Source organism: Pseudomonas sp. Root401 (assembly GCF_001425105.1).
GTDB classification, from domain to species: Bacteria; Pseudomonadota; Gammaproteobacteria; order Pseudomonadales; family Pseudomonadaceae; genus Aquipseudomonas; species Aquipseudomonas brassicacearum.
The window spans coordinates 111,016-130,858 of record NZ_LMDO01000007.1; the positions used below are offsets into that span (position 1 = coordinate 111,016).

The 19,843-nt window shown below is 62.2% G+C and carries 15 protein-coding genes; 12 read left to right on the plus strand and 3 right to left on the minus strand.

Annotation, left to right across the window (positions count from 1 at the left end; genetic code table 11):
• The first annotated feature begins 15 nt into the window (after window positions 1–15).
• The 12 genes from ASC85_RS07480 to ASC85_RS07535 all read left to right on the plus strand — a co-directional run bounded on the left by ASC85_RS07480 (window position 16) and on the right by ASC85_RS07535 (window position 14,494).
• Window positions 16–1,608, plus strand: a complete 1,593-nt coding sequence (locus tag ASC85_RS07480; protein WP_057448833.1) for a GumC family protein — start codon at window positions 16–18, stop codon at window positions 1,606–1,608.
• On the plus strand, window positions 1,605–2,708 hold the full coding sequence (locus tag ASC85_RS07485; RefSeq protein WP_057448834.1) for a glycosyltransferase family 4 protein: 1,104 nt from the start codon (window positions 1,605–1,607) through the stop codon (window positions 2,706–2,708). The genes ASC85_RS07480 and ASC85_RS07485 overlap by 4 nt, the downstream gene beginning before the upstream one ends.
• Complete coding sequence (locus tag ASC85_RS07490; protein WP_057448835.1) at window positions 2,705–4,075, plus strand: O-antigen ligase family protein; 1,371 nt, start codon at window positions 2,705–2,707, stop codon at window positions 4,073–4,075. The genes ASC85_RS07485 and ASC85_RS07490 overlap by 4 nt, the downstream gene beginning before the upstream one ends.
• Window positions 4,072–5,031 (plus strand): glycosyltransferase, encoded by a 960-nt coding sequence (locus ASC85_RS07495; RefSeq protein WP_057448836.1) that lies wholly within the window; start codon window positions 4,072–4,074, stop codon window positions 5,029–5,031. The genes ASC85_RS07490 and ASC85_RS07495 overlap by 4 nt, the downstream gene beginning before the upstream one ends.
• Window positions 5,024–6,160 (plus strand): glycosyltransferase family 2 protein, encoded by a 1,137-nt coding sequence (locus ASC85_RS07500; protein WP_057448837.1) that lies wholly within the window; start codon window positions 5,024–5,026, stop codon window positions 6,158–6,160. The genes ASC85_RS07495 and ASC85_RS07500 overlap by 8 nt, the downstream gene beginning before the upstream one ends.
• Before the next feature lie 12 nt (window positions 6,161–6,172).
• Complete coding sequence (locus ASC85_RS07505; RefSeq protein ID WP_057448838.1) at window positions 6,173–7,177, plus strand: polysaccharide deacetylase family protein; 1,005 nt, start codon at window positions 6,173–6,175, stop codon at window positions 7,175–7,177.
• On the plus strand, window positions 7,174–8,478 hold the full coding sequence (locus ASC85_RS07510) for a lipopolysaccharide biosynthesis protein (protein WP_057448839.1): 1,305 nt from the start codon (window positions 7,174–7,176) through the stop codon (window positions 8,476–8,478). The genes ASC85_RS07505 and ASC85_RS07510 overlap by 4 nt, the downstream gene beginning before the upstream one ends.
• 230 nt (window positions 8,479–8,708) lie before the next feature.
• Complete coding sequence (locus ASC85_RS07515) at window positions 8,709–10,658, plus strand: hypothetical protein (RefSeq protein ID WP_057448850.1); 1,950 nt, start codon at window positions 8,709–8,711, stop codon at window positions 10,656–10,658.
• Window positions 10,655–11,344: a hypothetical protein gene (locus ASC85_RS07520; RefSeq protein ID WP_057448840.1), complete on the plus strand. Its 690-nt coding sequence runs from the start codon at window positions 10,655–10,657 to the stop codon at window positions 11,342–11,344. Before ASC85_RS07515 ends, ASC85_RS07520 begins: the two co-directional genes overlap by 4 nt.
• Before the next feature lie 5 nt (window positions 11,345–11,349).
• Window positions 11,350–12,525 (plus strand): GNAT family N-acetyltransferase, encoded by a 1,176-nt coding sequence (locus ASC85_RS07525; protein WP_057448851.1) that lies wholly within the window; start codon window positions 11,350–11,352, stop codon window positions 12,523–12,525.
• On the plus strand, window positions 12,497–13,291 hold the full coding sequence (locus ASC85_RS07530; RefSeq protein WP_057448841.1) for a ChbG/HpnK family deacetylase: 795 nt from the start codon (window positions 12,497–12,499) through the stop codon (window positions 13,289–13,291). Before ASC85_RS07525 ends, ASC85_RS07530 begins: the two co-directional genes overlap by 29 nt.
• 264 nt (window positions 13,292–13,555) lie before the next feature.
• Window positions 13,556–14,494 (plus strand): alpha/beta hydrolase, encoded by a 939-nt coding sequence (locus ASC85_RS07535; protein ID WP_057448842.1) that lies wholly within the window; start codon window positions 13,556–13,558, stop codon window positions 14,492–14,494.
• Window positions 14,495–14,871: 377 nt separating this feature from the next.
• On the opposite strand, the gene ASC85_RS07540 is transcribed toward ASC85_RS07535, so the two are convergent.
• The 3 genes from ASC85_RS07540 to lon all read right to left on the minus strand — a co-directional run bounded on the left by ASC85_RS07540 (window position 14,872) and on the right by lon (window position 19,785).
• On the minus strand, window positions 14,872–16,743 hold the full coding sequence (locus ASC85_RS07540) for a SurA N-terminal domain-containing protein (protein WP_057448843.1): 1,872 nt from the start codon (window positions 16,741–16,743) through the stop codon (window positions 14,872–14,874).
• Between the two features lie 224 nt (window positions 16,744–16,967).
• A complete protein-coding gene (locus ASC85_RS07550; protein WP_002552737.1) occupies window positions 16,968–17,240 on the minus strand; it encodes an HU family DNA-binding protein in 273 nt (90 codons plus the stop codon).
• 148 nt (window positions 17,241–17,388) lie between these two features.
• Window positions 17,389–19,785, minus strand: coding sequence for an endopeptidase La (gene lon, locus ASC85_RS07555; protein ID WP_057448844.1), 2,397 nt, complete (start codon window positions 19,783–19,785; stop codon window positions 17,389–17,391).
• Window positions 19,786–19,843 lie beyond the last annotated feature (58 nt).

A 19,843-nucleotide genomic window follows, 5' to 3' on the forward strand; every position in this document is an offset into this window, starting at 1 on the left:
AATCAGGTGACGATCATGAACCCCAAGGAAAATTATCTGCACGAGTTTTTCAGGATCTTCTTCGCCAACAAGCAGTGGGTGAAGCGTATCTTCCTGATTTTCGCCGTGATCGCCCTGGTGCTGCCGTTGATGCTCAAGCAGAGCTTCGATATCACCGCCCAGGTGATCGTCCAGTCGAAAAAACTCTCCCAGGGCGACGCCACCACGTCGCTGAACCAAGAGAACGCGACCTTCATCCCGCCGTCCCTGGCGGACATGGAAACCGAGAGCAATATCCTGCGCTCGCCGGCGTTGATCCGGCAGACCATCAGCACCCTGCGCGACCAGGGCGAATACACCCCAAGCCCCGGCATCTTCAACAAATGGGTGAGCGAACCGCTCAAGACGTATATCACCCAGCCGCTGCGCGAGTACGTCATCAACCCGCTGCGCGATGGCTTGGGGCTTGAAGTCGATCCGGTGCGCGACACCGTGCTCGATACGCTGACCGAAGAGGCCATCGAAAACCTGAAGATCGAGACCCTGCCCGGCTCCAACGTCATCTCCATCGTCTACAGTTTTGGCGACCCGGCCCAAGGCACCCGGTTCGTGGCGCAACTGCTGCAGAACTACCTCAGCAGCCGCCAGGACCTGCAATCGATCGAAATGCCGCAGACGTTCTATGAGCAGAAGAAAGCCCAGTACCAGACTCGTCTCGACGGTCTGGAAGGCACCCGCCTGGGGCTGCTGGAAAACATCGGTTCGTCCGACCCCAAGGAAGAAATCACCTTCCGCCTGAACGCCATCAACACCGAAGAACAGGCCCTGAACCTGTACCAGGATCGCCTGCTGCAAAGCCAACGCTGGCTCGATTACCTCAAGACCAGTCTCGCCGCAGCGAACAGCTCGCGGTTCAACGACTACACCTTCCCGTTCACCTTCACCACCACCGTGGACAACATTGCCTTCGAAGACCGGGAAATCAGACAGCTGGGCGAGCAACTGACCAGCCAGGTCAGCCGCTACATGAATGACCTGGCGATCTTCCAGCCCGGCAGCGAACCGATGCTGCTGGCCCGGGAACAGATCGTCCGCACGCGCCAGCAGTTCCTGAAGGTGGTGAACAACCGGATCCAGGAACGCACCACCGACCTGGCCGTCGTCAGCTCGGTGATCAATCAGAAAGTCCAGCGCATCGCCACGTTCAAGGAACGCATCCACCAGTTGCAGGAAACCCAGAGCAAGTTGCGGCAGATGGACACCGAGATCAACGCCCTGCATGCGGCGTTCTCCACCTATGCCCAGCGTTTCGCCGAAGCCAGCACCGCGCGGTCGCTGGACACCGACCTGTCCAACGCGCGGGTCCTGAGCCCACCGTTCGAACCGACCGCCCCGGCCTTTCCCAAGCCGATGCTGATCATTGTCTTCGGCATGTTCAGCGGCCTGCTGCTGGCGATCGCCCTGGTCTATGTGCGTGAGTTCTTCGACCATCGCTTCAAGCACCCAGCGCAAATCACCCAGCAATTGGATGTGCCGGTACTGTTGGTGATCAACGAGCAGTCCCCCGACCAGGTCAACCCGCACCGCAACTGGAGCCTGCCCAGCCTTGTCCATTGGGTGCGAAATTGAACGCGCCGTTCGGCCCGACCCGCCACAGCAGCCCCCTGTCGATCATTCATCTGCTCGACAGCGGCGGCTTCTACGGGGCCGAGCGGATGCTGCTCGATCATTGCCTGGCGACGCCCGGGCAGCACCAGGTGCTGTTCCTGGCGGCGCCACCGACCTTGATCACGCGTTTTCGCCAGGCCGGGGTCGATTGCCGTCATTGCGCCAGTTGGGCCGAGCTGTTGCAGCACCTGCTCCAGCGCCGGGACGAGCGACCGCTGATCAACACCCACAACTTCAAGGGGCTGCTGTTCGGCTGGTCCGCCGCCACGCTGCTGGGCCTGCCGCTGGTGATTACCCAGCATGGCTTCACCCCACGCAGCCCCAAGCAGCGCTTCTATACCTGGCTGAGCCTGCAACTGTGCCGCACCGCCTCGGTCAAGCGGGTCGTCTGCGTGGCCGAGAGCATTGCCACGCTGCATCGCCGGGCCAGCGTGCGAGCGGAAAAACTCGATGTCATCCCCAATGGCCTGCCAGCGGCCAGCACGCCACTGGCCCACCGCGCTGACAAGCAACGCTGGCGGGTCGGCTACGTCGGCCGCTTGAGCAGCGAGAAAGGTCCGGACCTGTTCCTCGACGCCATGATCCCGCTGTGCCAGAAGCATGCATCGCTGCACGCGGTGATGCTCGGTGACGGCCCGGAACGCCAGGCACTGCTCAAGCGCATCACCGACGCCGGACTGCCCACGCGTATCGAATTGCCGGGCTACCAGACCGACATGAACGCCTGGTGGAGTCGCCTCGACGCCCTGGTGATCAGCTCGCGCACCGAAGGCACGCCGATGATTCTGCTCGAGGCCATGCAGGCCGGCGTGCCGGTGGTGGCGTTCGGCGTCGGCGGCATTCCCGACGTGTTGCAGGATCGCCATAACGGCCTGCTCGCGGCACCGGCCGACAGCGCGGAACTGGCGGCGCAGATCGAAACGCTATTCAGCGAACCGCCCCTGGCGCGGATCCTGGCCGACAACGCACGCCGCACCCAACGGGACCGCTACGACCTGCGCACGCTGGCCGAACGCTGGTCGCAGCTTTACATCCGCACAGCACGGGAGGCTCGCTCATGATTGTCCCGCTCTCGATCGTCAGCCTGCTGGGCCTGGTGTGCCTGGCGTTGCTGGCCAGCCCCTATCCGTTCCTGGCACCGGGCGCAGTACTCGGCCTGGTCGGCGTCGCCGTGCTGTACCGCAAGCCCGGTTGGGGTTTGCTGGGCATCGCCGCACTGGTGCCGTTCGAAGGCCTGTTCAAGGACAACGCCTTTTCCGGCAGCAAATTCCTTGGCCTGGCGTTGATCATGATCCTGATGTTGCAACTGGCGGTGCACCAGATTCCCGGGACACGCCTGCGCAGCAATATCTGGCGGCCACTGATCGGCTTCATGGTGCTCTATGGCCTGAGCCTGCTGTTGTCGGAAAACATGGGCCTGTCCACGACCCATTTTCGCGAACTGGCGGTTGGGTTGATTCTGTTCGTGATCACGCTGCTGGTCGGTCGTGAATTGAACCTGGACCTGTTCTGTCGCCTGGTGACCTTGAGCGTCACCACTACCTGCGTGCTGGCGATGTTCTCGGCCAAGTACCAGGACCAGGGCCGCGCGTCCGGCCTGCTGGAAGACCCAAACACCTTCGCCCTGCTGATCGCCTTTACCGTGCCGCTGGCGTTGCTGCTGGTGGTGCGCGGCCCGAGCTTGCTGCACCGGTTGTTCTGGGGCGGCTGTTTCATCCTGTTGCTGGGCGGCATGACCAAGACCGAATCACGCTCGGGGCTGGTGGTGTTGATGCTCAGCCTGATGATCGGCCTGTATCACTACCGCGCGCAGTTGCCGCGTATCCGCCCACGGCACCTGGGCTTCGCCATGCTTGGGCTGGCATTGCTGATTCCCTTGGCGATCGCCGTGATGCCGGCCGGCTATGTCGCGCGCATCCAGTCATTGAGCATCCTCAGTGCCGGCGCCAGCGCCCACCAGGACGAATCCCTGGGTCGCCGCGCCTCGTACATCCTGGTCGGCAGCCAGATGATCCGCGAAAACCCGATACTCGGCTCAGGCCCCGGGACCTTTCCCCTGCACTACGCCCCCACCGGCTATGCCAAGGCGTTCTCGGCCAATCGCAAGCTGGGGGACCTGTATCGCCGGGCCCATAACACCTACCTGGAAATCTTCAGCGAAGTCGGCGTCCCCGGCGGGCTGATGTTCGTCGCCATGATCGGCCTTGGCCTGTACAACCTGCTGCACGCCCGTCGGCTCTGGCTGCAGCGGCGGGACTGGGCGCAAGCGGACCTGCTGACGCACCTGGGCATGAGTTTCCTCTCGCTGGCGTTGTTCCTGATGTTCCTCAGCGCGCCGAACCACAAGTTGCTGTGGATCATGCTCGCCCTCACCAGCGTGTTGCGCTACGACGCCGAGCAGGCCGCGCCGCAGGAGGCTCGTCCATGAGTTGCGTCAGCATTGTCATCCCGATGTACAACGAGGCCCGGCACATCGGCCGTACCCTGCAAGCGGCGCAGGAAGCCGCCCGCCAGGCAGGCCTGGCATGTGAATTGATCGTGGTGGACAACGGCTCCGACGACCATGGCCCGCGCATCGCCAACGAGTTGGGGGCACGGGTGTTGATCGTGCCAGGCGTGCACATCGGCGCCCTGCGCAACCGCGGTGCCGCCGTCGCCCAGGGTGACTGGCTGGCGTTCATCGATGCCGACATCGAAATGCCGGCCGACTGGCTCAAGCTGTTGCTGGAACTCGAAGGCCACCAGGGCGACGTACTCGGCCTGGACCTCGACACGCCCCGGCAGGCGCCGTGGTTCGCCGAAGCCTGGCAGCGCCGCAGCCAGCGCCCGGGGTCACGCCTCCTGCATCGGGTGCAGTGGCTGCCCAGTGCCAACCTGTTGATGCGTCGCAACTGGTTCGAACGGGTCGGTGGCTTCGACGAAACCCTGCGCACCGGCGAAGACAAGGACTTCTCCTGGCGCCTTCGCCAGGCCGACGCGCAATTGCTGCTGGTCAACGAAAGCGTCGCCCTGCACTGGGGCTACGAAGGCAGTTGGCGCGAGTGGATGCGCAAGGAACTGTGGCGCCAAGGCAGCCATCTGCAATTGCTCCGCAGCCATGGCCCGAGCCTGCGCCTGCTGCGCTTCCCGGCGCTGTCCATTGGCGCCTGGGGCTTGGACCTGCTGGCCGTGCTCGCGTTGCTCCAGGGGCAATTGCACCTGGCGCTGGCATTGTTGCTGGTCACCGCCCTGCCGCCCCTGTTCCTGAGCCTGCGCCAGAGCCGGCGTGATCCGCGCCTGACCTTGCAATTGTGGGCCTTGCATGGGGTGCGCCTGCACCTGACCGGCGCCGCACTGCTGCTCAATCTGTGTCATTGGAATGCCAGGAGACCTGCCCGTGGCTGAATTCATTTACTGGTCGTGCCTGTTGTTGCCGGTGTACGCCTACCTCGGTTATCCCTTGATGTTGAGCCTGCTGGCGCCGCTGTTTCCGCTGCGGCACTACGGCAAGGCGTTTCCGATGGACGTGAGCATCGTCATTGCCGCCCACAACGAGGCACGGCACATCGAGGAAAAGTTGCGCACCTTGCTGGCCCAGGATTATCGGGCTCATTCATTGCAAATCATCCTCGCCAGCGACGGCTCCACCGACGACACGGTGGCCTGCGCACGCAAGGTGATCGACCCGCGCATCACCGTGCTCGACCTGCCGCGCCAGGGCAAGGCCGCCGCCCTCAATACCGGTGTCACCCACAGCAGCGGCGAGATCCTGGTGTTCACCGACGCCGATAACCAATGGGCCAGCGACACCCTCAGCCATCTGTTGGCACCCTTGGGCGATCCGGAAGTCGGCGCCTGTGCCGGGCACATGGAAATCCCGGTGCCGGGCAAAGGCCTGAGCCTGGGCGACAGCCTGTATCGCCATTACGAAGGCTGGTTGCGTCGGGTGGAGAGTCGCACCGGTTGCATGGTCTCGGCCGACGGCGCGCTGTTGGCCCTGCGCCGGGTGCTGTTCCAACCGATACCGGCCCAGGTCAACGATGACTTTTTCCTCAGCACCTGCGCGCCAGCCGCCGGCAAGTCCATCGTCTATGCCCCCATGGCCCGGGTGACCGACCAGGGCGTGGACGAAGCCGACAAGCAGTTTCGCCGTCGCCAGCGGGTCACCGTCGGCGGGTTGCAGAGCCTGGCTCAGCGCCGGGAACTGCTCAACCCACTGCGTCATGGGCTCTACGCCATCGGGTTGATCAGCCACAAGTTGATCCGCCGCCTGGCGCCGGTGTTGCTGCTGCCGCTCTTGCTGAGCAATGCCTGGCTGTGGAACGAGCATCCGTTCTATCGCCTGAGCCTGGTGGCGCAATTGCTCGGTTACGCCATGGCGCTGATCGGCTTGATGGACGCGCGCCACCGCTTGCCCCGGCCCTTTCGCCTGGCCGCATTCGTGCTGGTGACGCTGGCGGGCATGAGCATCGGGCTCTGGCAGTTCCTGCGGGGCCAGCGCTACAGCCAATGGAACCCAGAGCAGAATCGCTAAGGAGTACGGCCGATGTCGATCAAACAAGTCTTCAAGCGCACCGGCGGCTGGTTGTACCTGAACACGTCCCTGGGCCGCCATCCCCTGCGTGGTGCCGGCGTGATCCTGATGCTCCATCGCGTGCTGAACAACGACCGCGCCGCCGAACTGCCGCACCGCAACGAACTGTGCGTGGGGCCCGAAGCGTTTGAACATTTGCTGATCTGGTTGCTACGGCATTTCGAGTGCGTGCCGCTGATGAGCTTGTTGCTGGCCGACCCTGAAAGCGTTCCGAACCGCCCGCGGGTGGCCCTGACCTTCGACGACGGTTGGCGCGACAACGCCATGAATGCCTTTCCGTTGCTGCGCCAGTACCAGGTGCCGGCGAGTATTTTCCTCTCCACCGATTTCATCGGCAGCCGCCAGCACTTCTGGTGGGAAAGCATCGGCGAAACCCTTTGGGGCAGCCATGGCCAGGTGGCGCGGCGCGCATTGATCGAGCACTTGCAGCTCGTCGGTCGACCGTTGCCGGTGCTGCTCGATGACATCGACGACGAGCGCCGCAGCCTGGCGCTGCTGCATTACCTGCAAAGCCTCAAGAGCCTCGATGCACAGACGTTGAGCGACCTCACCGACGCCTGCCCGCAGGGTTCCCAGCCCCAGGCCCTGGACTGGCCCCAGGTACGCATGCTCGAGGACTCCGGCCTGATCCGCTTTGGCCCCCATGGCGCCAGCCACGCAATCCTGACCGGGCTGGACGACCAGCGCCTGCACGAAGAACTGACACGCAGTTGGATCGCCCTGGAAAACGGCTGCGCCCAACCCTTGCCGGTGTATTGCTACCCCAACGGCGATCACGATGAGCGCGTGCGCCAACAGGTGGCGGCCCACGGTTTTGCCTTCGCCCTCGGCACCGAGGCCGGGCTGTATCGCAACGACGGCGACCCCTTGAACGTGCCACGTTTCGGCGTCAGCCAACACAACGCCCATCACCCTGAATTACTGGCCTGGCGCATTCGCCGAGGGACACGCCCATGAGCCGCGCTCATTACCTCAAGCACCTGGCGCTGAGCATGGGCACGCGCCTGGCGATGATCGGCCTGCGCCTGCTGCGCAATGTGCTGCTGGCGCGAATTCTCGGCCCCAGCGAACGTGGGCTGTTTGCCTTGCTCAGCACCCTGCCGGACCTGATCAGCGCCGCCACCAGCGGTGGCCTGAATTCCGCCGTGGGTTATCAGGCGGCGCAGCAGCGCTCGATGGGGCTGCTGCTCAGCCAGGTGCTGGTCTTCGGCTGCCTGTTGGCCGGCTTGTTGACCTTGCTGGTGGTGGCGCTGGTGCGCGAATTCGGCGGCGAGCTGGACATCGCCACGCAATTGGGATTGCTCGCCTGGCTGCTGTTGCTGGCCGTGCCGTTGACCGTGCTCAAGAGTGGTCTGCTGACGCTGCACAACGCCTCCGGCGGCGTGGGCGCCTTCAACGCTTTGCGCCTGATGGAATCCCTGGTGCCACTGGTGCTGTTCCTGGTGCTGTTCTGGATGTGGAAAGATGCGGCCCTGGAAGCGGCGCTGATCAGTTGGCTGGCGGGCCTGAGTCTGGTGGTGCTGGCCGGTTGGATGTGGTTGCGCCGCGATCATGTGGTCACCCTGCGCTGGGATCGCACTCATCAGAACGAACTGCTGCGCTACGGCGCCCGCAGCCATCCGGACCTGCTGTTCCAGCAAGTGCTGCTGCGCTCGGACTTCCTGTTCATCGGTGCCCTGCTGGGCAGCACGGCCCTGGGTCACTACGCCATGGCCAGCGCCGCCGCCGAATTGCTGCTGATCGTGCCGGAAGCTGTCACCACGCCGCTGATGAAACGCCTGTTGCAGCAGGACCGCGACATGCAACGCCTGACACCCCTGGCCTTGCGCCTGACCGCTACAGTGATGCTCGGCGCCTGCCTGAGCATGGCGCTGATCGGCCAATGGCTGATCGTCACGTTGTTCGGCGCCGCCTACCAGCCGGCGTATCCCGCCTTGCTGGCGTTGCTGCCGGGGCTGTTCGGGCTGTGCTACGCGAGCATCCTGCGCCTGGACCTGCTGGGCAAGGACCGCCCCGGCACGGTTTCGCTGCTGATGGGCGTGGGCGCACTGTTGAACCTGGCACTGAACCTGATCCTGATTCCCCGCTACGGCATTGTCGGGGCCGCCGCCGCGTCTTCAATCGCCTACCTGGGCGTGACCGTGGCGCTGCTGGCCATGTACTGCCGCCTTAGCGGCGTGGCGCTGTGGCAGACACTGATCATCCTGCCCAGCGACTTGCTGCCGATGCGCCAGATGCTGTTGGGGAAATCGGCATGAGTGTGATTGCCTGCCAAACCGCCATCGCGAGCAAGCTCGCTCCCACAGGGGGCGGTGATGCCCTTGTGAAAGCACCGAGTCAGCTTGCACCGATGGTGAATGTGCCGACGCCTTCGCGAGCAGGCTCGCTCCCACAGGGGCGCGGTGCCGAACACACTATCTGCGACCACCACAAATCAACTGTGGGAGCGAGCCTGCTCGCGATGGGGCCGGTGCGGCACTGGTGGAAAATGGCTGCCGGCCTGTGCCTTTGGAGCCTGGCCTTTTTTGCCCAGGGTGCAGCGATGCAATGGACCGGCATCCGCGACGGCAGCCTGTACCTGCAGACCGACCGCCCGGATTACGTGACCGTGCGCTGGGTGCCAGCCTGGCAGGCCAACGCCAATTCAGAACACCTGTACCTGCTCAACGGCCAGGGGCGCCTGGTGGGTGAGCGCTTGATCAAGGCCGACCAGGAACGTGGCGAGCAGCAGTGGCCTTTGCTGCCAGGGGCCACCAGCTATCGACTGGAAATTCCCGGCTATAGCTTCCGCCGCTACAACATCGAACACGATGCCCGGACCCAAGCGATGTTCGCCCCGGCCAAGGTGCATTTCAGCGCTGAAACCCATGACGGCGATGAGTTGTATTTCAAGGTCGCCCCCGGTGAACAAGCCGTGCTGGCGGGCAAGTTCCACGGCGGCGTGCGCAGCCTGCAAGCCCGGCGCGTCGCGGATGGCAAACAGGTGCAGTTGAACCTCAAGCCATACCCGGCCTACTGGCAGTTCGATCAGGTCGCCTTGCCCGTTGCCAACGTCGAGCAAACCTGGCGCTTGCAGTTGCAGGGCAACGGCAAGGCGGCGTTCTGGCTGGACGGCACGGCGAACCTGTTCGCCCAAGCCGCTGAGCACCTGCAGCCGCTGCGCCAGGATCCGGGGCAGGCGCACCTGAAACTCTATCGCGACGTCCTGGGAACAACGCCAAAACTGGGCATTTCCCTGCCTTACGTCATGCCCCCACCCTCGGCCTACCCGGTCATCGATGCCCTCAAGCCCCAGGCCGCCACTTATTACAGTTTTGTCGACGTCACCGCTGCCAAGCCGGACCACGAAGATAGGTTCCGGCGCCTGTACCAGGACCGCTTTGGCATCACCCGGGACATCACCCTGCTGGCCGGTAGCGCACGCAAGGCCGACTTGAGAGCCGACCGCACCAGCAACAGCGGCTTGCAAGCCTGGCTCACGTCGACCCGCGCCTTGGGCGGCAAAGGCATCCATTACCTCAGTTTCGCCGATGAGCCAAACCTCAACTACCCGGATTTCGCCAGTTTCCAGCAGGTGTTCGAGAGCATGGCCAGTCAGGTTCGCGTCGACCCCGCCAACACCCGCGCCGGGGTGCGCATTGCCATACCGGCCAGTTCCCGGTTCACCAACGGTCCCCTGGCGGAAAACGCCGCTGACCGGCGCGGGATCGACTGGGCGCGACGCTTGCTGGCCGAATCCAGTGACCAGATCGACGCCCTGGCCTGGCACGAATGGATGATCCGCGACCTGCTGGCGACCCGGGCCTATCGCAACAGCGTGCGTCAGGCCGCCGAGCTGGTGGGCCTGGACAGCAACGGCCGGCCGCGCAAGGCCTTGCTGCTCGACCAGACCAACATGTCCAGCGGCTCAAGCCTGAGCCCCTACGACCAGGAAACCCATTACGCCGCCCTGTGGTGGACGTCCGTGGTGATCAACGCCTCAGCGGACGGTTGGCTGGACATGCTCAACTGGTTCCAGTCCGCCGACGAACCGGAGTACCCAAAAGGCATGGTGCGGGTGCTGGACAACCAGCGCTTCGAACTCAAGCCCGTGGGCCTGGCCCAGCAGTTCATCCACCAGCATTGGCTGGACCAAGTGCTGCGCCTGGACAACGACGCCTTCGAAGTCGACGTGCTGGCCATGGCCACCGACGCAAGACGCAGCCTGCTGGGCGTGAACAAAAGCACGCGCCCGCAACAGGTCAACCTGGACGGTGTGCCCTGCCCCCAGCCGCAAGCCGAGCTGGTGTATTTCGGCCCCGACAACCATAGCCGCAGCGCCCCATTCAACTGCGAGGCCGGGCAGATCCGCTTTCTCCTGCCAGGAGAAACCCTGTTTGCCCTGAGCTGGACCGCTCCCGTTTCCCCCCAACCCGCCACCCGTCAGGAGGCACCATGAACGTTCTGCAGAAATTGCGTGATCGCATTCAGAAAAAAGGCCTGCGCGCCATCCTCAAACAGCTGTTCAGACGCTACGTGTTTCTCCACTCGCAACTGGTGTGGCTGGAGCACGATGTGCGAACCCCACTGCCCCCGCATAACCTCAAGCCCTACCCACCGGTGCGCCTGGAGTTCATCACGGTCAGCAATGCCGACGCCTTTGCCCGGTATTTCGGCGACCGCGTCGAAACCATGCGCGAGCTGGCAGCCGAAGGCTTTACAGGCTTGATGTACCTGGATGATCAAGGCGACACCGTGGGGTTCGCCTGGGGCAGCACGCAAGACTATTTCGACCGCCATTTCTATCGCTGCAACTTCCCGATCAACCCCGGTGAATACTTTCAGTTCGGTGGCGAGATGACCCGTGCTTACTGGGGTTCCAGGATGTCGGCGGACATGCAACTTGATGTGTGGAAAGTCATGGCGGACAAAGGATGCGACACCATGGTCGATGTCTGCGACATAGAGAACATCCCAGCGATCAAGATGCATATACGCATGGGCTTCCAGGAGCGCGGCAAGATCACCCATATGTATCGCCTGTTCGGCCGCTGGCGGTTCTTCCGCGACACGTTTTACAACGGCTCGGCACTGGACGCCTTCCGTAAACCGGCCCAGCCGGTTGCATCGACCGCGGCGGCCTGACGCCCATGGCGATCCGGTTCCAATGGTGTCGCTCCCTGGGCGCCGAGGACTTTCCCATAACGGCCTATGACCAGCTGCGAACCCAGGTGCCCGACGCTACGCCCTTCAACACCCTGGCCTGGCTGCAAGCGGCGGAATTCGCCCTGCTGCCGGACCAGCAGTTACAGGTGTTGCTGGGCTGGGAGGACCAGGCGCTGTGCCTGTGCCTGCCCCTGGTATCGGGGCGTGAGCGTATCGGCGGGCTGCGGTTCCGGGTGTTGCATCACTTGGGTTATCCATTGGCCGACCGCATCGCCTTGATAGTGCGCCTGGACGCCGAGGGCATGGGGCAGGCGCTGATGCAGATCCGCCAGCACTTGCCCCACGCGCTGCTGCAATTGAATGAGGTGGTCGAGCCGGTCGGCGAGCAAAGCGTCCTCAGTGCCTGGATGGCACTGAGTTCCACCGGAGAACGACGCCTGAGTTGCCGGGTGCCGGTGCATTTGATCAGCGACAGCGACCATCAGGAAATCTCTGGCGACCCACGCTACAAATTGCGCCGCGCACGCAAGCGGATCGCCGCCTGTGGCGCCGAGATCCTCCGGGTGAAACCGGACGCCATCAGCATGGGGCAGTTGTTGCGCAACCTCGCCGAGGTCGAGGCGGCCAGTTGGAAAGGCGAGGAAGGCGTCGGCATCTTCGCCGACCCCAGGCGCCGGCAATGGATGAACCTCGCCTTCACCGCCCTCGCCGCCCAAGGCCTGGTGCGGGTGGTGCTGCTGGAGCTGAACGGCGAATGCATCAGCTATCGCCTCGGCCTGCTGGACCAGGGACGGCTGTACGACTACAACCTGGCGTTCCTGCCGCAGCATGCCGACCTGGGCAGCGGCCGGGTGTTGCTCGAGGAGTGGATTCGCTGGGGGCTGGACGAAAACTGGCGCTGGATCGACGCATCACGGGTCAGCCTGGAGAACTCCAGCCATCAGCTACACGAACGCATGACTGGCCAACTGGAACACTGGCGCTGGAGTTTTTATTCCTGGCAGCCCGGTGGCTTGCTCCTGGGGTTTGCCTTGCGGCTATGGAAAAGCTTGAAGCCATGGTTCGGCAAACGCCGGAGCAAACCGACCGCGACGACGGCATCGTCCCCCCCAAAGAACCAGGAGAAGACGAATGCCGCGCCAAGTGATCGTCAACGCTGACGACTTCGGCCTCAGCCTCAATGAAAACGCGCTGATCCTGCGGGCCTTCGAGACCGGCGTGATCAGTTCGGCCACGGCCATGGCCAACATGCCGGGTTTCGAGCAGGCGTGTGAAATGGCCCGGCAACCGCTGCTCAACGGCCACGTTGGCCTGCATTTCAACCTCAGCTACGGCCCGCCGCTGGGCCAGGCGATCACCTCGCGAGCGGTTTTTTGCGATGCCAATGGCCAATTCGACCTGAACCTGTCGCGTTATTGCCTGCGCCTGGGTTCAAAGGATCTGGCGGCGGTGGAAGATGAACTGCAGGCGCAATGGCAACACTGCCTGGACCACGGCCTGCGCCCCAGCCATCTCGATTCCCATCAACATGTGCACAACATCTGGCCCATCGGCGAACTGGTGGCCCGCTTCGCCGCCAGGCAAGGCGTACCCATGCGCCTGGCGCGCAACCTGGGGGCGAACTTGACCCCGCCCAAGCGCATCTTCAAAACCCTGTTCAACCGGCGCATTCGCAGCCTGTGCGGTGCGACAGCGGACTACGTCTGCACCCCGGCCGACCTGGACTACGCCGCGCCACCGGCATATGGCTCGCTTGAGGTCATCGTGCATCCGATGCAACTGGACGGGGATTTTGGCGATGCCAGCCTGGGGCCAGGCGAGTCGTTGACCCAAGTACTGTACAAGCGCCTGGCGGGCGTGCCCAAGGTCGCGTACGGCCGGAACGCGCGGGTGTCGACGGTGATTGAGTATGGGGATGTGCACTGACAGATGCGCGGTGCATACCTGTGGCGGGGGCGCTTGCTCCCGCTGGACTGCGCCCGTAGGAGCTGTCGAGCGAAGCGAGGCTGCGATCTTTCCACAGCCCAATGAGTCGAGGGCGAAAGATCAAGATCAAAAGATCGCAGGCTTCGCCAGCTCCTACAGGCCCCAGTGCGAGCGTCCTCCTCGCCACGGCCGTCCGAAATCCCTGCGCCGCTTTCGGAGAATCTGCTACAAGGCATCTTCTGTTTCGAGTAGCGAATTGCGTCGATGCCTTTACCTTTATTCTCTCGCCTTCGGCGGCGCTGGCTGGCCTTCCTTGTCATGAGCGCAATGGTGGTCGGGCTGCCAGTGGGCTGTGGAGCGTTGCAACATAAGGAGCGCGAGCTGGTCTTTCGCATCGAGCCGGGGACCGCGAGCTGGTTCAGCGGGCTTCCCAGCGGTGTGCAGGAATTCGATCTCAAGCCCAAGAGTTTCAAGGCCGGGGAAAATATCCACGCCTGGTGGTGGCCGGCCGAACGCAAGAACGCACCGGCGATCCTGTACTTGCACGGTGTGCGTTGGAATTTGACCGGCCAGTTGTTTCGTATCCAACAACTGAGGGCGCTGGGCTATTCAGTGCTGGCTATCGATTACCGGGGTTTTGGCAAAAGCCATGGGGATCTGCCGTCGGAAGCCAGCGTCTATGAAGATGCACGCATCGCCTGGGAACGCCTCAAGGTACTGCAACCGGACCCGGCCCTGCGGCTGATCTACGGTCATTCACTGGGCGGTGCCGTCGCGGTGGACCTCGCTGCGCAGTTGGGCCAGGAGGCCGCGAACAATGGTGCTGCCCAGGTCCGAGGCCTGGTCATCGAATCCACCTTCACCTCCTTGGGCGATGTCGCCACCGCGATGGCGAATACCTCCCTGCCGGTGCGCTGGTTGCTGTCACAGAAATTCGACTCCATCGACAAAATCGGCGAGATCAACATGCCGCTGCTGGTGGTCCATGGCTCTGCCGATCGCTACGTCCCGCCGCGCTTCAGCGAGCAACTGTTCAACGCCGCCCGGGAGCCCAAGCGCCTGCTGCTGGTGCCGGGGGCGACGCATAACAACAGCATGAGCCTGGCGGGCAAAAACTACCGGCAGGCATTGGATGCCCTGATGAAAAGCCCACCATCGCCTGTGGCCGGAAACGCCTTACCCAGCCCGGCCAGAGCGGGTTGATCACTCTCCCTTCAGATCACCACAATCCCCTGTGGGAGCGAGCTTGCTCGCGATGAAGTCGGCACAGCCAACATCACTGCAAACTGAACTACCGCTTTCGTGAGCAAGCCCCACAGGGAAAACGCGCTCTCCACCAAGAACGAGGCCGGCTGTCAGGCCGCCTCGCGGTGGACATTGATCTCGGCGCCCCATCAACCACGCTGGCTTTTCGAAAGTGACCCGCCGTAAGGGCGGCCCCCTAAGTAGCCGTTACCGAAGAAACGGATATACCCCAAAAAACGAAGCCAAAAAAAAAACGACGCTTCCCATTTCTGAAAGAAGCGCCGTTTTTTCTAACTGAACAGCATCACAACCAGGTTTGAAAAAGCATCAAGCAATTAGAAACGCTTGATCTCCGCCTGGCTCTCCAACTGCTTGCGATACGCCGCAAAGTCCTGCTGACCAACACGGGACGCGAGGTAGCGGCGATACTCCGCCTTCTCTTCGTCAGTCGGTGCCGCCGCTTCGTTCACGCCATTCAAACGCACGACCATCAGGCTGCCATCAGGCAAGGTCACGCTGGTGAACGTCGGCTTGTCCTTGGACTCTGGCTTGGGCATGCGGAACAGTGCTTGCAGCACCGCCGGGTCGATGCCTTCCTGGTTGCGGGTTGCCGCCTGGGTGGCTTTCCAGCCTTGGCCATCGACCGGCTTGTCCAGTGCAACCTTGCCATCGCGCAGGCTGGCGATCAGCTCGTCGGCCCGGGTCTTGGCTGCCGCGCTGGCGTGCTCCTTGGTCAATTGAGCACGAATCGGCCCTGCCACGCTTTCCAGCGGAAGTTGCTCAGGCTTGCGGTGCTCCTTGGCACGCAGCACTACGACGGTTTCCGGGTCCAACTCAATGGCGGTGCTATTGGCACCCTCATCCAGCACTTCCGGACTGAACGCAGCAGTAACCACGGCACGATTGGCCGCAATCCCTTCGCCGCCTTCACGACCGAACGGGGCCGAGGTGTGGACGGTCAGCTTCAGGTCCTGGGCGGGTTGCGCCAGGTCGGACGCTTCGAACGAGGCATCCTCCAGTTGCTTGGTCGCCTCAACGAAACGCTGCTCCACCTGCTGGGTCTTCAGCTCGCGGGTCAGCTTGTCCTTGAGGCTGGCAAACGTAGGCACTTCAGGCGCTTCGACACCCAGCAGCTTGATCAGGTGCAGACCGAAATCGGTGCGTACCGGTGCCGAGACCTGGTCCTTGTTCAACGCGTACAAGGCCTTTTCGAATTCCGGATCGTAGACGCCAGGACCGGCGTAGCCCAGATCGCCGCCGTTGTTCGCCGAACCCGGGTCCTGGGAAAACTCCTTCGCCAACGCTTCAAACGACTCGCCTTTGGCCAGGCGAGCCTGGATCTCTTCGATCTTCGCCTTGGCCTGGGCTTCGGTCACCTTGTCGTTCACTTCGATCAGGATGTGCGCAGCCCGACGCTGTTCGGACAGGTTGGCGATTTCTTTCTGGTAGGCCGCCTGCAAGTCTTCGTCCTTGACGCTGACCTGATCGAAGAAAGAGGCTTTCTTCAGCTCGAGGTAATCGATGACCACCTGGTCAGGCGTCATGAATTCCTTGGCGTGTTGGTCGTAGTAAGCCTTGACCTCATCATCGGTCAGCTTGACGGAGGCCGGGTCGGCCTTGATGTTCAAGGTGGCGAAATCACGGGTCTGTTTTTCCAGGCGGGCAAATGCCAGCACTTGGGCATCGGTGACGAAACCGCTGCCTGCCAGGCCGGCGCGCAACTGACCGATCAGCATTTCCTGAGCCAGCATCTGGCGGAACTGCATACGGCTGTAACCCAACTGGCGAATCACCTGATCGAAACGCTCGGGGCTGAATTTGCCATCGACCTGGAACTCAGGCGTCTGCAGGATCACTTGATCAAGCGCCGCTTCGGAGAACGCGAATTTCGCATCGTGTGCGCCTTGCAGCAGCAGCTTGCGGTCGATCAGGCCCTTGAGCGCTGAATCGCGCAGCATTTTTTCGTCCAGCAGGGAGGCGTCAAAATCCTTGCCCAGCTGTTGCATGAGCTGACGGCGTTGCATGTCGACCGCCTGGCTCAGCTCGTTCTGGCTGATGTTTTCGCCGTTGACCTTGGCCGCGTCGTTGCTATTGGTGGTGGCTTGAAAAATGGCATCGAAACCGGTCAACGCCATCAATGCGACGATGACCCCGATGATGGTCTTGGCAATCCAGCCTTGTGAATTGTCCCTGATATTCTGCAGCATGCGTCCCCCAGAAACGGTTGAACTTCAAATTTAGGCAACCGTGGAGCGTGGGTAGAATCCGGATAGAAGAAAGGCGCATCCGAGGATGCGCCTTCTCGTAACTGGCGGAGCGGACCGGGCTCTAACCTGCAAGCCCTGGTGTGCCAGACCGGTTGCAACCGGCCGTGTTACCGCTCCGCTGCCAAGCCAGGCATGACCCCGACCCGGATAAACTCAACGAAACCTTAGTTAACGGCTTCTTTCAGTGCTTTACCAGCTTTGAAGCCTGGCTTTTTGGCAGCAGCGATTTCCAGCGTCTTACCGGTCTGCGGGTTGCGACCGATACGAGCAGGACGATCGGTCACGGAGAAGGTGCCGAAACCAACCAGAACAACGGAGTCGCCAGCCTTCAGAGCGCCAGTGACGGATTCGATTACAGCGTCCAGCGCACGGCCAGCAGCAGCTTTCGGGATATCAGCGGATGCAGCGATAGCATCAATCAGTTCCGACTTGTTCACTCTAAGTCCCCTTATATCTATTTGAGATGATTCTAAGTTTTTTTGGTGAAAGCAAAAACGAGTGCTGAATGGCCTGCAGACACTTAAGAGCCGCTTTATAACAAGGGCTCTAAAAAACTGTCAAGGAAGCCCCCCAGGCAAATGCGTATTAATGCGTGCTAATTCTTTCCTTAGAGTCAGACTCTCGCTTTTCTTCCTTCGCGACAATCTCCGGAGCCACATCCGGCAAGGGCTCCGGCGCGTATTGCAGCGCAATTTGCAGGACCTCGTCAATCCATTTAACGGGTTTGATCTGAAGATCTTGCTTGATGTTGTCAGGAATTTCCTTCAGGTCGCGGACATTCTCTTCGGGAATGATCACGATCTTGATCCCGCCACGGTGTGCCGCCAGCAGTTTTTCCTTCAGGCCACCAATCGCCAGGACCTGGCCGCGCAGCGTGATCTCACCCGTCATGGCGACGTCGGCGCGCACCGGAATACCGGTCAATGCCGAGACCAGGGCCGTGCACATGCCTACACCAGCGCTTGGGCCGTCCTTGGGCGTCGCCCCTTCAGGCATGTGGATATGCGTGTCGCGCTTCTCATGGAAGTCCAGGGGAATACCCAGGCTCCGGGCGCGACTGCGAACCACCGTCAGCGCAGCGGTGATCGATTCAACCATCACGTCGCCAAGGGAACCGGTCTTGATCAGTTGACCCTTGCCCGGCACCACGGCCGCTTCGATGGTCAGCAACTCACCACCGACCTGGGTCCAGGCCAGGCCAGTCACCTGGCCGATCTGGTCCTGTTGCTCGGCAAGGCCGTAGCGGAACTTGCGCACGCCCAGGAAGTGCTCCAGCAGGTCCGCAGTGACCTTGACCGCGAAGCGTTTTTCCAGCGCATGTTCCTTGACCGCCTTGCGGCAGACCTTGGCAATCTGCCGTTCCAGGCCACGCACACCGGCTTCGCGGGTGTAGTAGCGGATGATGTCGCGAATCGCTTCCTCGTCGAATTCCAGCTCGCCCTTTTTCAGGCCGTTGGCCTGGATCTGCTTGGGCGAAAGGTATTTCACGGCGATGTTGATCTTCTCGTCCTCGGTGTAGCCCGGCAGACGAATCACCTCCATCCGGTCCAGCAACGCTGGCGGAATATTCATGGAGTTGGAGGTGCAGAGGAACATCACATCCGACAGGTCGTAATCGACCTCCAGGTAGTGATCGTTGAAGTTGTGATTCTGCTCAGGATCGAGGACTTCGAGCAACGCGGAGGCTGGATCGCCGCGCATGTCGCTACCCATCTTGTCGATTTCGTCCAGAAGGAACAGCGGATTGCGCACGCCGACCTTTGTCATCTTTTGAATCAATCTTCCCGGCATCGAACCGATGTAGGTACGGCGATGGCCCCGAATTTCCGCCTCATCGCGCACGCCGCCAAGGGCCATGCGTACGAATTTGCGGTTGGTGGCGTGGGCAATCGACTCCGCAAGGGAGGTTTTACCGACCCCTGGAGGACCGACCAGGCACAGGACCGGGCCACGAATCTTCTTCACGCGCTTCTGCACGGCGAGGTATTCAAGGATGCGTTCCTTGACCTCTTCCAGGCCGTAATGGTCGGCGTCGAGGATGTCTTCGGCACGCGCCAGGTCCAGACGCACCTTGCTCTGGGCTTTCCATGGCACCTGGACCAGCCAGTCGATGTAGGAGCGCACCACGGTGGCCTCGGCAGACATCGGCGACATTTGCTTGAGCTTGTTCAGCTCGGCCTGGGCCTTGGCCAGTGCATCCTTGGGCAAGCCGGCGGCATCGATGCGCTTTTTCAGCTCTTCGATTTCGTTGTGGCCTTCGTCGCCATCGCCCAGTTCTTTCTGAATGGCCTTCATCTGCTCATTCAGATAGTACTCGCGCTGGCTGCGCTCCATCTGCTTCTTGACGCGACCGCGAATGCGTTTCTCGACCTGCAACAGATCGATTTCGCCGTCGAGCAGTGCCAGCACGTGTTCGACACGGGCCGACAAATCAATGATTTCGAGAATTTCCTGCTTCTGCTCGATCTTGAGGGCCATATGGGCCGCCATCGTATCGACCAGTCGCCCAGGCTCGTCGATGCTGTTAAGCGACGACAGGACCTCTGCAGGCACCTTCTTGCCCAGTTGCACGTATTGTTCGAACTGCGACAGCAGGCTGCGGACAAACACCTCTGACTCACGCTCGGGCGCATCGACCTCTTCGATCAGCGACACCTCGGCCCGGCAATGGCCATCCACTTCGCTGAAACGCTCGATAGCACCGCGCTGCTCGCCTTCGACCAGGACCTTGACGGTGCCATCGGGCAGCTTGAGCAGTTGCAGAACCGTTGCAATCGTACCTACGCGATACAGTGCGTCTTCGCCGGGATCATCGTCGGCGGGATTTCTCTGAGCCAGCAGAAGAATCTGCTTGTCGCCCGTCATCGCAGCCTCAAGGGCTTCGATGGACTTCTCGCGCCCCACGAACAGCGGGATAACCATGTGCGGATACACCACGACATCGCGCAATGGCAGGAGAGGCAATTCGATGGTTGTCTTCATGATTTCGCCTCTACGGCGGCCCTAGGGCCGGAAACAGATGGAAGTAAGCTTGAAACCA